This window comes from Kitasatospora sp. NPDC088160, from assembly GCF_044741445.1.
Taxonomy (GTDB): Bacteria; Actinomycetota; Actinomycetes; order Streptomycetales; family Streptomycetaceae; genus Kitasatospora.
This window is the reverse complement of the sequence record NZ_JBIUSS010000004.1, coordinates 318,639-332,299: the sequence shown is the minus strand read 5'-3', so window position 1 is coordinate 332,299 and position 13,661 is coordinate 318,639. Positions and strand designations below refer to the sequence as shown.

General features: G+C 72.0%; 11 protein-coding genes. 3 read left to right on the top strand and 8 right to left on the bottom strand.

What is annotated here, in order from left to right; translation table 11 throughout:
* Window positions 1-129 precede the first annotated feature (129 nt).
* Together ACIOGZ_RS08515 and ACIOGZ_RS08510 are read left to right on the top strand one after the other, a co-directional pair.
* Window positions 130-612, top strand: a complete 483-nt coding sequence (locus tag ACIOGZ_RS08515) for a DUF2269 family protein (protein WP_400805503.1) — start codon at window positions 130-132, stop codon at window positions 610-612.
* Window positions 613-736: 124 nt separating this feature from the next.
* Complete coding sequence (locus ACIOGZ_RS08510) at window positions 737-1,573, top strand: helix-turn-helix domain-containing protein (protein ID WP_400985332.1); 837 nt, start codon at window positions 737-739, stop codon at window positions 1,571-1,573.
* A 7-nt stretch (window positions 1,574-1,580) separates the two neighbouring features.
* On the opposite strand, the gene ACIOGZ_RS08505 is transcribed toward ACIOGZ_RS08510, so the two are convergent.
* The 6 genes from ACIOGZ_RS08505 to ACIOGZ_RS08480 form a co-directional block, all read right to left on the bottom strand.
* Complete coding sequence (locus tag ACIOGZ_RS08505) at window positions 1,581-2,051, bottom strand: hypothetical protein (RefSeq protein ID WP_400805499.1); 471 nt, start codon at window positions 2,049-2,051, stop codon at window positions 1,581-1,583.
* 166 nt (window positions 2,052-2,217) lie between these two features.
* Window positions 2,218-3,096 (bottom strand): amidohydrolase family protein, encoded by an 879-nt coding sequence (locus ACIOGZ_RS08500; protein ID WP_400805497.1) that lies wholly within the window; start codon window positions 3,094-3,096, stop codon window positions 2,218-2,220.
* Window positions 3,093-4,727: an acyl-CoA dehydrogenase family protein gene (locus ACIOGZ_RS08495; RefSeq protein ID WP_400805496.1), complete on the bottom strand. Its 1,635-nt coding sequence runs from the start codon at window positions 4,725-4,727 to the stop codon at window positions 3,093-3,095. Before ACIOGZ_RS08495 ends, ACIOGZ_RS08500 begins: the two co-directional genes overlap by 4 nt.
* Window positions 4,711-5,382, bottom strand: a complete 672-nt coding sequence (locus ACIOGZ_RS08490; protein WP_400805495.1) for a TetR/AcrR family transcriptional regulator — start codon at window positions 5,380-5,382, stop codon at window positions 4,711-4,713. The genes ACIOGZ_RS08495 and ACIOGZ_RS08490 overlap by 17 nt, the downstream gene beginning before the upstream one ends.
* 140 nt (window positions 5,383-5,522) lie before the next feature.
* On the bottom strand, window positions 5,523-7,013 hold the full coding sequence (locus ACIOGZ_RS08485) for a S28 family serine protease (RefSeq protein ID WP_363580730.1): 1,491 nt from the start codon (window positions 7,011-7,013) through the stop codon (window positions 5,523-5,525).
* A gap of 301 nt (window positions 7,014-7,314) precedes the next feature.
* Window positions 7,315-8,229, bottom strand: a complete 915-nt coding sequence (locus tag ACIOGZ_RS08480; protein ID WP_363580728.1) for a serine protease — start codon at window positions 8,227-8,229, stop codon at window positions 7,315-7,317.
* A gap of 225 nt (window positions 8,230-8,454) precedes the next feature.
* Between ACIOGZ_RS08480 and ACIOGZ_RS08475 the strand changes: the two genes are divergently transcribed.
* On the top strand, window positions 8,455-9,330 hold the full coding sequence (locus tag ACIOGZ_RS08475; RefSeq protein ID WP_350878102.1) for a metallophosphoesterase: 876 nt from the start codon (window positions 8,455-8,457) through the stop codon (window positions 9,328-9,330).
* Window positions 9,331-9,388: 58 nt separating this feature from the next.
* Here ACIOGZ_RS08475 and ACIOGZ_RS08470 read toward each other — a convergent pair whose 3' ends face one another.
* Both ACIOGZ_RS08470 and ACIOGZ_RS08465 read right to left on the bottom strand, forming a co-directional pair.
* Window positions 9,389-11,926 carry an ATP-dependent Clp protease ATP-binding subunit gene (locus tag ACIOGZ_RS08470; protein ID WP_400805693.1) on the bottom strand — a complete coding sequence of 846 codons (2,538 nt, stop codon included), beginning with the start codon at window positions 11,924-11,926 and terminating at the stop codon, window positions 9,389-9,391.
* Between the two features lie 406 nt (window positions 11,927-12,332).
* On the bottom strand, window positions 12,333-13,445 hold the full coding sequence (locus ACIOGZ_RS08465; RefSeq protein ID WP_400805492.1) for an MrcB family domain-containing protein: 1,113 nt from the start codon (window positions 13,443-13,445) through the stop codon (window positions 12,333-12,335).
* Window positions 13,446-13,661: the final 216 nt, after the last annotated feature.

The window sequence follows — 13,661 nt, the reverse complement described above, 5'->3', positions numbered from 1 at the left end:
GGAACGAGCACGCCCACCCGCGCGGCGGGCCCCCGGATAAGCGGTGTTAGCGTGCCTGATCGCGGGCGCGCCGCCACCGGACGCCCGCCGCACCAGCTGCCCACCGCCGGATGTAAGGGTGTCCCCGCCATGGCCAAGTTCCTGCTGAGCCTGCACGTCCTCGCGTCGGTCCTGTTCATAGGCCCGGTCGCGGTGGCCGTCAGCATGTTCCCGCGCCGGGCCAAGGCCGCGCTGGCCGGCGGGCCGGACCAGGCCTCGGACGCGGGCGTGCTGCGGATCCTGCACCGGATCACCCAGGTCTACGCCCTGCTGGGGGTCGCGGTGCCGGTGATGGGCATCGGCCTCGCCCAGGTGATGGACGTGCTCGGGCAGTCCTGGATCATCGTCTCGATGGTGCTCACCGCGATCGCCGCGCTCTCGCTGCTGCTCTTCGTCCTGCCCGGGCAGCAGGCCGCGGTGGACGCGCTCGGCGCCGACACCGCGCCGGGGCAGCACGCCAAGGCCGTCCAGGGCCTGCGGCTGCTGCCGATGACGGCCGGGGTGTTCAACCTGCTGTGGGCGGTGGTCGTGGTGCTGATGGTCATCCGGCCGGGGTCGAGCACCGGCGTCTGAGCCGGGCTCCCGAAGCCGTACCGAACGAGGGACTCCACCGCCCAGGCGTGCCGCCCGGAGCCACGCCGACCGGGCCGGAAGGCCCTCTCCCCTGGAGCGGGCCCGGTCCAGTACCGTCCTGGCCATGACGATCATGGCGGGCATGGGCAGCCCGACAGGTACCGGAGTCGGTCCGCTGCTGCGCGGCTGGCGCGAACGGCGACAGCTCAGCCAGCTGCAACTGGCCCTGCGGGCGGACTCCTCGACCCGGCACCTCAGCTTCGTCGAGAACGGCCGGTCCCGCCCGAGCCGGGAGCTGGTGCTGCGGCTCGCCGAGCACCTGGACGTCCCGGTCCGCGAGCGCAACACCCTGCTGCTCGCGGCCGGCTACGCCCCGCACTTCCCCGAGACGCCGTTGGACGACCCGTCGATGGACGCGCTGCGCGGCGGCCTGGAGCGGCTGCTCGCCGCCCACGACCCGTACCCGGCGCTGGTCGTCGACGGGACCTTCCGGGTGCTGGCGGCCAACCGCTCGCTCGGGCTGCTCCTCGACGGCGTCGCCCCGCACCTGCTGGAACCGCCGCTCAACGCGATGCGGATCGCCCTGCACCCCGAGGGGCTGGCGCCGCGCATCGTGAACCTGCCGCAGTGGCGGCGGCACCTGCTGGATCGGGTGGAGCACCGGATCGAGCTGCTGCGCGGCGAGGCGCTGCGGCGGCTGTACGAGGAGGTCGCCGGCTACCCGACGGCGGCGGACGACCCGGGCCCGGGCGGGGAGCAGGCGGACGGCGCCGGGCTGTTCCCGTTCGCGCTGCCGATGCGGATCCGGCACGAGGGGCGGGTGCTGTCGTTCCTGTCCACCATCACGACCTTCAACACGCCGCTGGACGTGACGGTCTCCGAGCTGGCCATGGAGACCCTCCTGCCGGCCGACGCGGAGACGGTGCGGTTCCTCCAGGACGCGGTCGGCCCGGAGTGCTGACCCCGGTTCAGGTGCGGCGCCCCTCGGTGCCGCCCCCGACGCCCCCGACGCGGCCGACGCGACCGTCGCGTCGGCGCAGCGCGGTGAACTGGAGGACGGCGAACAGGGCCACCACCACCGCCTGCACCGGGATCCAGACGGCACCGGCCGTGGTCGGCTCCAGCCAGGCCGCCATCGCCACCAGGCTGAGCACCACCCAGACGGCGTTGAGGTCGATCACCGCCCGCACCGCGAGCCGCGGCGGCCACCGGCGGGCGGCCAGGGCGCCGACCCCGAGGGCGTAGCCGGTGAGGAAGAGCCCGAGGGCGAGCAGGACACTACGGCCGACCCCGAGCAGTTCGCCGACCGGGCCGGCGAAGGCCAGGTAGACGAGGCCGTTGCCGCCGGTGACCAGGGCGTCCAGGGCGAGCACGCCGCGCACCGTCCACCGGGGGGAGGCGGAGCCGGGGCGGGCGGGCGTGAGGGTGTTCGCGGACATGGCGGGTCAGCCTCCTGACGGGGATGGGGCCCGGCGGCGGTGACGCCGGCCGGGCCCCCCACCCTGCCCGCCCGGCCGCCGGGCGTCGATTACCCCGCAGGTAAGGGCCCGGGGCCGAGACCGGTCGCCGGGGTGCTCAGGGCCGCGCCCCCGGCGACCGGCCGCCTCAGCCCGGCAGCCCGAAGAGCCCGGCGGCGTTGTCGTGGCAGACGGCCCGCAGCCACTCCTCCCCCAGCCCCAGCCCGGCCAGCGCCTCCAGTTGGTGCACGTACCGGTACGGGATGTTGGGGAAGTCACTGCCGAGCAGGACGCGGTCCTGGAGGCCGCGCAGGCGCGGCAGTTCGGCGCGCGGGAACGGGACGTCGGCCTCGGCGAAGTCCGTGAAGGCGATCGTGGTGTCCAGCCGGACGGCCGGGTGGCGCTCGGCGAGGTCGAGGAAGTCGCGGTACTCGGGCATGCCGAGGTGGGCGACCACCAGGACCAGTCCGGGGTGGCGCTTCAGCACCTCGCCGATCGGACCGGGGCCGGTGAAGTCGCCCGGCACCGGTCCGGACCCGCAGTGGGTGACCACCGGCGTGCCGGTCTCGGCGAGCAGCCCCCACACCTCGTCCAGCTGCCGGTCCGCCGGGTCGTAGCCGCCGACCTGCACGTGCGCCTTGAACACCCGGGCGCCGTCCTCGATCGCGCGGGCCACGTAGCCGGGCGCCTCGGGCTCGGGGAAGAACGTCGCGGTGTGCAGGCACTCCTGGGTGCGGGCGGCGAAGTCGGCCGACCAAGCGTTCAGCCAGCCGGCCATGCCGGGCCTGTGCGGGTAGAGCATCGAGGTGAACGCCCGGACGCCGAAGTCCCGCAGCCGCTGGACGCGCTGCTCCTCGGCCTCGCGGTAGGTGATCGGCCAGGGCCGGTTCACCAGCGGGCCGGCCGCGTCGAAGTACGCCCACACCTTGTCGAGGACGTTCTTCGGCATGAAGTGGGTGTGCACGTCGATGAGGCCTGGCAGGCCCAGGGCCTGCCAGAACGCGCGGACCTCCTGGGATTCGCTCACGCCGGCACCGGGCGGGCCCGGTCGATGATCCCGGCGGTGTCGACGCCGGACGGCAGGGTGCCGAAGGCGGAGCCGCGGTCGCCGGCGAGGCGGGTGGCGCAGAACGCGTCGGCCACCGCCGGGCTGCCGTGGCGGACCAGCAGCGCGCCCTGGAAGGCCAGCGCCATCGACTCGACCAGCCGGCGCGTCCGGTACTCCAGGTCGGCCTGGTCGGTGAGCTGCTTGCGCAGGTCGGCGACGGCCGCGTCCAGCCGGCGGTCCGCCCCGGCGGCGGCGTCGAGCTCGCCGAGGAAGGCCTCGACCGTCTCCGGGCGCTTCGCCATGGCGCGCAGCGCGTCCAGGGCGGCGACGTTGCCGGAGCCCTCCCAGATCGACACCAGCGGCGCCTCCCGGTAGAGCCGGGGCATCCCGGACTCCTCGACGTAGCCGTTGCCGCCCAGGCACTCCAGCGCCTCGGCGGCGTGCGCCGGGCCGCGCTTGCAGACCCAGTACTTGGCCACCGCCAGGCCCAACCGCCGTACCAGCGCCTCGGGTTCGTCCCCGGCCAGGGCCAGGTCGGTGCTCTGGGCGAGCCGCATCGCGACGGCGGTGGCCGCCTCGGACTCCACCACCAGGTCGGCGAGCACGTTGCGCATCAGCGGCTGGTCCACCAGCGGCCGGCCGAACGCGCGCCGGTGCAGGGCGTGGTGCACGGCCCGGGTGGCGCCGTAGCGCATGCCGGAGGCGGCGCCGACGGTGCAGTCCAGACGGGTCATGTTGACCATCTCGATGATGGTCGCCACCCCGCGCCCCTCCTCGCCGACCAGCCAGCCGACCGCGCCGTCGTACTCCAGCTCGGCGGAGGCGTTGGACTTGTTGCCGAGCTTGTCCTTGAGCCGCATCAGCTGGAGGCGGTTACGGGTGCCGTCCGGGAGGACGCGCGGCAGCATGAAGCAGCTGAGCCCGCCCGGCGCCTGGGCGAGCGTCAGGAACAGGTCGGACATCGGCGCCGAGGTGAACCACTTGTGGCCGGTCAGCCGGTAGGTGCCGTCCGGGTGCGGGGTCGCGGTGGTGGTGTTGGTGCGGACGTCCGAGCCGCCCTGCTTCTCGGTCATCGACATGCCGGCGATCAGCCCGCGCTTGGTGCGCGGCTCGCGCAGCCCGAAGTCGTACGTGGTGGCGGCCAGCAGCGGCTCCAACTCGCCCGCCAGGGAGGGGTTCGCGCGCAGGGCCGGGACGGCGGCGTAGGTCATCGAGATCGGGCAGGTGTGGCCGGCCTCGACCTGCCCCCAGACGAAGAACTTGGCGGCCCGGGCGGAGTGGGCGCCGGGCCGCTCGTCCCGCCAGGGCGCGGCGTGCAGGCCGTGGGAGACGGCGGTGCGCATCAGCTCGTGCCAGGCCGGGTGGAACTCGACCTCGTCGACGCGGTGGCCGAAGCGGTCGTGGGTGCGCAGGACGGGCGGGTTCTCGTTGGCCAGCCGGCCCCACTCGGCGGCCTGCTCGGAGCCGGCCAGGCGGCCGAGCTCGTGCAGCTCGGCCTCGGCCCAGCCGGCGCCGGCCCGGTGCAGGGCGGCGAGCAGGGTCGGATCGGCGGCGGTGTCGTGTCCGTACGGCAGGGGCACCTGGTTGGTGACCTCATGCGTCGCTGTCATCGCGTCCTCCCAGGGCACGCAGAGTGAAGGAGACCAGGGCGGGGACCACGTCGGTGGTGCCCGCCGGCTTCGTGGGCGCGGCCGTCCGTGCGGGCGCGGCCGTTGCCTCAGGCGCGGGCGCGGGCGCGGCCGCGAGCGGGCCGGCCAGCGCCTCGCCGACCGCACCGACCAGCGCGGCGGCGGTCAGCACCGGGTCCTGCTCGGGGAGTTCGCCGCTCGCCACGGCGGCGGCGATCTCGGTGGCGATCACGTCCCGGAACGCCCGGCGGAACACCAGGCGCTCGCTGTCCACGACCGCGTCGGCCGGCTCGACCAGCAGCGCGTACGCCAGCCGGGGCGCGCGCAGGGCGCGGGCGGCGAAGGTCTCGACGACCGCGGCGATCCGCTGCCGCGGGCCCTCCCGGAGGGCGACGGCCGCGTTGACGGCCGCCATCTCGTGGGTGACCACCCGGCGGAACAGCTGCACGGACAGCTCGGCCTTGTTGGCGAAGTGCTGGTAGAGGCTTCCGGTGGCGATCCCGGCGCGGTCCGCCACGGCGGCCATCGTGCAGCCGCCGTAGCCGCGTTCGGCGAGCAGCAGGACGGCCGCCTGCAGCACGGCCTCGCGCTGGGTGTCCAGCCGGGCTTGGACGGCGGGCGTGCGTCGGTAGGCCATGAAAGCATTGAAGCACTGATTCAGTGCTTCGGTGAGGGGTCGGCCCCGCCAGATGCGCGAGGAGGCCGCCCCCGGCTGGGGACGGCCTCCTCCAAGGCGTCACACGGTGTCACGGCCTGCCGGTTACAGCGGGTGGCGCGCTACAGCGGGTGGCGCTGCGACTCCAGCTTCAGGCCCTCCTCGTCGAGCGGGCCGAACGGCGGGATCTGCTGCTTCTTGCCGAGCGAGCGGGCGGCGTCCTGGTCGCCCAGGCCGGCCCACTCCAGCACCTTGGCGGTCGCCTCCGCCGACTGCGCGGCCGGCAGCTGGCCGATGTTGGAGCCGTGGTTGCCGCCCGGCACGGTGTAGACGTAGCTGTCGTCACTGCCCCGGCCGAGCTTGAACGGCTTGGCGCCCCACGGGTCGTTGCCGCCGTAGACGTAGATGATCCGCTCGGCGTCGTGCTTCACCCAGCGGTCGATGTCCCGCATCGCGTTCGGGTTGAAGGAGATCGGGATCTCCTTCGGCACGTACGACCGGGCCGAGTACAGCTCCTTGTAGTCGTAGTGCAGCACGCCCTTGAGGTGCGAGACGTCGAAGAACGGCGCACCCAGCTCGGTCGCGGCCTGGTAGTAGTACGCGGTGTACTTCGCCAGCGACTGGTCGCTGTTGCCGGTGATGCCGGACTGCGAGTCGAACCACGCGTACAGCGCGTCGTCGGTCGCGGTGGCCGCGGCCGGGACCTTGGCGCAGTCCGCCTCGGTGCTGTACTGCCAGAACGCCCAGACCACGTCGAGCACGCCCGCCTCGTACGCCCGGTCCGGCGTGCCGAGGGTGTTGAAGGTCGAGCCGGCGGCCTTGTTGTCGGCCACGTAGCGGGTCTCCAGGCGGTCGCGGCGCACCAGCAGCTCGCGCTGGGCGGCGTTCAGCGCGGCCCGGCACTCGGGGGTGCCGACGGTACGGAAGAAGTTGGTGTAGGCCGCGTAGTCGTTGACGTCGGTGTTGTTCGGCGCCACGTACGCGATCGTGCCCGCGACGTCGTCCGGGTAGAAGCGGCGGAAGTAGGTGGAGGACATGCCGCCCTTGCTGGCGCCGGTGGAGAGCCACTCCTGCTGGTAGATCCGCTTGAGCGCGGTCACCAGCCGGTGCGAGTCGGCGGCCTGCTGGCGGATGCCGGCCTTGGACCAGTCCGCCGGCTCGGGGCGCGACGGGGTGAAGTACCGGTACTCGATGGACACCTGGTTGCCGTCCACCAGCCGGGTCGGCTCGGTGCGGGACGGGTTGGTGCCCAACGTGTAGCCGTTGGTGTAGAAGACGGTCGGGCGGTCGTAGCCCCGGTGCAGCACGCTGAAGCGCTGCTGGAAGGTGCCCAGCCAGGGGCGGAAGTGGTCGATCGGCTGGGTGTAGGTGAGCAGGAAGTAGCGGTGGCCGGTGGTGGTCGGCTTCTCCTCGGTGATCGTCACCCCGGGGATCGCCGCCAGCCGGTCCTTGATGTCGGCATTCGGGTCGTCGGCGGGGCTCCGGCCGTGGGCGGCCCCGGCGGCGTCGGCGCCCTGGGCACCGGCGGCCAGCGCCGGGGTCGCCAGGCCGCCGAGCGCGAGCAGCGGTATCAGCAGGACGGAAACCAGCAGCCTTCGCAGCGTGGTGGTCATCAACTCTCCATTGGTCACACGGATATGACTGCCGCCCTGTCGGGACGACAGCGCGGCGCGGGTGGTGCGGCGGCCGCCCGGTGGACGGCCGAATGGGCCACCCGCCGTTCGCGGGTGGCCCATCGGGGATCGGTGCTGGTCAGCGGGGTCGCCCCGGTTCCGTCACGTCGTGACGGTCGAGCGCGGGGTGGCGGTCAGGTCAGGTCGGGTCAGGGCCGTCCCGACGGTCAGGTCAGGGCCTTCGCGACGGTCGAGTCAGGGCCGTCCCGACGGTCGAGTCAGGGCCGTCCCGACGGTCGAGTCAGGGCCGGACCAGGGTGCAGCCGGGCAGGGTGAGGTCGAACCGGTTGCCGGCGGCGAAGCAGGCCGGGATGCCGTAGGTCTCCTGGGCGTAGCCGATGCCCTGGTGCACCGTCACCGAGCCGTTCTCGTCGACCTCACACGGGTTGTCGAGGGTGCAGGACTCGCCGTTCTCGTTGATCGTGTTGTTGACCGCGACCACCTGCCCGGTGTTCGCGTCCACCACCGGCGAGCCGGAGGTGCCGCCGATCACGTTGCAGCCGGAGGTGTAGCGGACCGAGTCCTTGAAGGTCCAGTCGGCCTCGTTCAACTGGTAGGCGAAGCCGTCGATCGAGCAGGAGTAGATCTTCTTCCAGTAACCCGAGACGACCTTGATCGAGGTGCCCTGCGTGGGGTGGGCGGCGGAGATGGTCAGCGGGGCGATCCCGTACCGGGACTGGATCGAGGCGTAGCTGGTGTTCAGCTGGTAGATCGACACGTCGGTGTCGGTCATGGCGCCGTAGACCACCTTGGTCGCGCGCAGGGTGCCGAGCCCGCTGCCGCTGGAGCTGAGGAGGGTGAAGGTCCGGCTGGAGGGCTGGTTGAGGATCACCTCACCGGGGCCGGGCATGCCGGACTCCAGGCAGTGGCCGTTGGACAGGACGAGGGCCGGGTCGCTCGCGGCCGAGCCTGGCATCCGGACCAGCGAACCGGAACAGTTGTTGAGCGCCACCGTCCCGGCGAAGTTGACGGCGCGGGGGGCCGCCTTGGTGTCGGTGACCTGGGCCTGGTCGCTCAGGGACTGGCCGTCCCGGGCCGCGACGGACACGGCGGCGGGGGCCTCCGCGGTGGCGGCCTGGGCCGGGAGGGCGCCGGCGAGGGCGGTTGCTCCGGCGACCAGGACGGTGGCGAGCATGCCTATGAGCGGCTTCTTCATGAGAGACCTCTCGGTGTGGGGGTGCACCAAAGCTGTCGCGGACATGACTCACTGTCAAGAGTCAAGACGACACCAAGAAAGCACTTCGGCCGCAATGGCTCGTTCGCGCGGTGGCGGCGGTGCGCCGGCCCCTCCCTTCGCACCGCCGATCGCGTCAACCCGCCCCACGGCCCCCGTCCGCCACGTACTGTGGCGACATCGGACGGGTGACCACAGGGGGCAGGAGTGACTACCGAGTACCGCAGCGACGCGCCGTCGGAGCCCACGGGGGCGGGTGGGCGGTTGCTCGCCGTGAGCGACCTGCACATCTCCTACCAGGAGAACCGCGACCTCGTGGAGAAGCTCCGGCCCACCAGCCCCGACGACTGGCTGCTCGTCGCCGGAGACGTCGCCGAGCTCACCACCAGCATCGAGTGGGCGCTCGGGCTACTCGCCGAACGCTTCGCCCGCGTGGTGTGGGCCCCCGGCAACCACGAGCTGTGGACCCACCCCGAGGACCCGGTGCAGCTGCGCGGCGTGGCCCGCTACGACCACCTGGTCGACCTCTGCCGGAGCCTCGGCGTGCTGACCCCCGAGGACCCGTACCCGCTCTGGCAGGGCGCCGGCGGACCGGTCCGCATCGCCCCGCTCTTCCTCCTGTACGACTACTCCTTCCGCGCGCCGGGCACGACCACCAAGGAGGAGTCCCTGGCGGCCGCCTACGAGAGCGGCATCGTCTGCGCGGACGAGCGGATGCTCCACCCGGACCCGTTCCCGGACCGCGACTCCTGGTGCCGCGAGCGCGTCCGGCTGACCGAGCAGCGGCTGGCGGCCTGCGACCCGGACGTACCGCTCGTCCTGGTCAACCACTACCCGCTGGTCCGCCACCCGACCGAGATCCTCTGGTACCCCGAGTTCGCCCAGTGGTGCGGCACCGAACTGACCGCGGACTGGCACCGCCGCTTCAACACCGCGGCGATGATCTACGGCCATCTGCACATCCCCCGCAAGACCAGCTACGACGGTGTCCCGTTCGAGGAGGTCTCGCTCGGCTACCCGCGCGAGTGGCGCAAGCGCGGGCTGCCGGAGCCGCTGCTGCGCGAGGTCTTCCCGCAGGCGTAGGTGCGCCCTGCCCCGCCGCCTGACCGTCCGGCGGCGGGGCAGGGCGATCGCCGAGGGGTCAGGCCTCCCCCGCCTTCTCCCCCGCCTTCTCCTGCGCCTCCTCGAAGGTCGCCGACGCCTCCGGCCGGGCGAGCGTGACCACCAGGTCGCCGTCGCTCACCTCCGCGATCAGCGTGTCGCCCTCCTGCACCGTGCCGTCCAGCAGCAGGTTGGACACCCGGTTGTCCAGCTCCGACTGGATCGTCCGGCGCAGCGGCCGGGCCCCGAACTCCGGCTGGTACCCGCGGTTGACCAGCCACTCCTTGGCCGCCTCGGTGACCTCCAACTGCACGTCCTGCGCCTTGAGCCGGCGCCGGCTGCGCTCCAGCAGCAGGTCGACCACCGACAGCAGGTCCTTCCGGGTGAGCGCGTGGAAGACGATCACCTCGTCGATCCGGTTCAGGAACTCCGGCCGGAACTGCTGGCGCAGGTCGCGCATCAGGTCGTCGCGGATCTCGTCCACGTTCCCGGCGTGGTCGAGGATGCGCTGCGAGCCGATGTTGCTGGTCATGATCACCACGGTGTTGCGGAAGTCGACCGTCCGCCCCTGGGCGTCGGTCAGCCGCCCGTCGTCCAGCACCTGGAGCAGCAGGTTGAAGACGTCCGGGTGCGCCTTCTCCACCTCGTCGAAGAGCAGCACGCTGTACGGCTTGCGGCGGACGGCCTCGGTCAGCTGCCCGGCCTCGTCGTAGCCGACGTACCCGGGCGGGGAGCCGACCAGCCGGGAGACGGTGTGCTTCTCCTGGAACTCGCTCATGTCGAAGCGGATCATCCGGTCCGGGTCGCCGAACAGCAGCGCCGCCAGCGCCTTCGCCAGCTCGGTCTTGCCCACGCCGGTCGGCCCGAGGAAGAGGAAGGAGCCGGTCGGCCGGTCCGGGTCGCCCATCCCGGCCCGGCCGCGGCGCACCGCCTGGGCGACCGCGGTGACCGCCTCGTCCTGGCCGATCACCTTCTCGTGCAGGTGCTCCTCCAGCTTGAGCAGCCGCTCCCGCTCGGTCGCGTTCAACTCCGCGACCGGGATGCCGGTCCGGGACGACAGCACCTGCGCGATGTCGTCGGCGGTCACGTCGACGACCTCCTCGCGGGACTCGGCGACGGCCGCCAGCTCGTCCTCGGTCTGCCGCAGCTCGGCCTTCAGGTTGGCCGCCCGCACGAACTCCTCGTCCGCGACGGCCTCGTCCAACTCCCGCTTCAGCTTGGTGATCCGGTCCTGCACCCCGGTCGCCTCGGTCGAGCCGCTCAGGCTGCGCAGCCGCACCCGGGCGCCGGCCTGGTCCAGCAGGTCGATCGCCTTGTCCGGCAGGAAGCGGTCGCTGACGTACCGGTCGGACAGCGTCGCCGCCGCGTCCAGCGCCTCGTCGGTGAACCGCACCTGGTGGTGCGCCTCGTACGCGTCCCGCAGCCCCCGCAGGATCTCGATCGTCTCCTCGACGCTCGGCTCGGGCACCAGCACCGGCTGGAAGCGGCGCTCCAGCGCGGCGTCCTTCTCCACGTGCTTGCGGTACTCGTCCAGCGTCGTCGCGCCGACCACGCTCAGTTCGCCGCGTGCCAGCGCCGGCTTGAGGATGTTGCCGGCGTCCATCGACCCCTCGCCGCCGGAACCCGCGCCGACCACGGTGTGCAGCTCGTCCAGAAACAGGATCACGCTCTTCTCGGCCGCCGTGACCTCGTCGATCACCTTCTTCAGCCGCTCCTCGAACTCGCCCCGGTACTTGGAGCCGGCCACCAGGGCGGTCAGGTCGAGGGTGACGACCCGCTTGTCCCGCAGGCTCTGCGGCACGTCCCCGGAGACGATCCGCTGCGCCAGCCCCTCCACGATCGCGGTCTTGCCGACACCCGGCTCGCCGATCAGCACCGGGTTGTTCTTGGTCCGGCGGGAGAGGATCTCGACGGTCTGCTCGATCTCCTCGGCCCGCCCGACCACCGGGTCCAGCCGGCCCGAGCGCGCCGCCTCGGTGAGGTCCAGCCCGTACTCGTCCAGCGTCGGCGTCTCGCTCGGGTGCGCGCCCGTGCTGCTGCGCTCGCCGCCGACGCCGCGCCCCTCCAGCACCGTCTTCAGCGCCTCCTGCGAGGGCGCCGCGTTGCGCAGCGCCGTCCCCGCCCCGGACCGCTCCTGGTCCAGCAGCGCGCCGAGGATGTGCTCCGGCCCGATGTACGAGGCCCCGGCCGCCTGCGAACGGGCGTGCGCCGCCAGCAGCGCACGCTTGGCCGACGGCGTCAGCGCGGGCTGCCCGCCGTCCACCGCCGCCGGGTCCCCGGACGGCAGCGACCGCTCCAGGTCACCGGCCAGCTGGTCCGGGTCGATCCCCGCCCGCTCCAGCATCCGGCGCGACGGCTCCACCCGGGTGGCCGCCCAGGCCAGGTGCCCGGTGTCGAGGTCGCTGGTCCCGTCCTCGCCGGCCCGGTGCGCGGCCAGCCCCAGCAGCTCCTGCGAGGACTCGCTCAGCAACCGCCCGATCGGCACCCGCTGCACGGCGGGCGGGGAGGCCATCGGACTCATCCCGAAGAAGCGGCTGAGTAGATCGGAGAACGGATCGCTCGATCCGAACGGGGGCATGGTCACGGAGGATCACCTCTCCCAAGCGGTGTGCAGCCACCCAAACACAGCCCGCCCCACCCCGCCTCCCGAGCCCCGCCCCCTCCCGCCCCCTGACGGCACCCCCCAACTCCCCCGCCCCGTCGGCCGCACCGACGGAGCGGCCCGGGAAACGACGGAGGGCCGGTCCCGGGAGACATGTCTCCCGGGACCGGCCCTCCGAACGGTGGTGGGCGCGGACGGTTTCGAACCGCCGACATCTGCTTTGTAAGTTCGATCAGCAAACGTCGGGACGAGGAAAGTCTCGTCAACGGGATAGGGCGATCTCCCCTGAGAGACTCCCGGTGGTTCGCCCCGTCTGCCACCGTTGATGTCAGCAGCTGATGTCGCGGTCAGACTTGCCTCAGGCGCGCAACCATAGACTTGGTCACAGGCCGGTGCTGTACAGGTAGGACACGACAGTCAGGTCCGCCTCTTCGATAGTCCACGGAGACGTGCAGTGCAGCGTTCCGCCACTCGCCGTGACTGGCTTGGCGGTGCGGTCCAGCTCAATGGAGTGCACCACGACCAGGGCATTGTGAGGCGCCAGGATGCGCTGCCTCTCAACCTCGGCCCGTGTGAGCACCACCTGGCCGCCCTCAGAGGTAGTTCCCTTGACCTCGACGTGAAGTCGCCCGCCGCCTCGGCTCAGCAACAGGTCGAAGGACTCCTTTGCCCCGACATCCTTAACCTCCCAGCCCTGCCCCTGAAAATACTCAGTGGCCATCAGTACGGCGTGCAGCTCGACGGCACGCCGTTCCTCAACGGTCAGCCGGAAGCCCTGCCCCCTGGCACTCCGCGACGAACGGGTTCGACGGCCAGCCGTCTTGGCGGCGACCTCGATTGCCTCCAGGACCTCCGGGGCCGCTTCCCCCGGTATGTGCGGGGCGTTAGCCTCGCCCTTGTAGACCTCCGCCAGGAGATCGGTCATGAAGAGCACATCGGCGATGAGGGTCTCTCGATCCGGGATGCGATCTCGCTGGTATTCGATGGCGAGCACGTTGCCCGCCTCGTACCCCGTCCCGAGCTGCGACTTCCGAGCCTGAAGATCGATATCCCTGGCAAGATCGGAGCGAGCGCCAGCCTTTGTGGCGACCAGCGGGCGCGCCCACGCCACACGGGCTCGCAGGTCTTCAGGCTTTCGCGGCGCAAAGTCCGTACCAGTCCACACCGTTGTGCCTTGGTTGAGCGACAGATAGACGCGGTCACCCGACGAGCTGAAGAGATAGACGATGTACCACCCGGATGTCGCACTCGGCGACAGGCCCCGCGCGAACACTCGGGTCCACGGGATCTCCGTCTTGAGTCCCGTGCCGTCCCTCCCCTCAACCCCGACCTCGCCCGTGGACAGGCCCAAGGTCTGGGCTATCGCATCAAGGTGAGCCACCAGCTGGCTGGCGAGCTCCTTACGGATGACCACGCCGCGACGCTTCATCTCAGGTGTGTTCTTCGCCGACCACACCTGCTGGAGGTCAAGGACCTCGCCCAAGAGAACATCCACGGACCGCAGCGTAGCCAGCGACCCTGACATCACCCCTTGACGGCCATCACGTAGCCGTCGAGGGAGTCAGCAACGTCCCGTCAGATCCTCGTACGCCGGGATCCCAACTGAATCCACCACCGCTTCCTCCCGAATGAGGGCCGGGGCGGCGGTCGACCTGCGAGATTCGTCGTCCTGCCTGGCCAGAGCGCTGGCTAGCGTTGGTCTGGCCTCGGC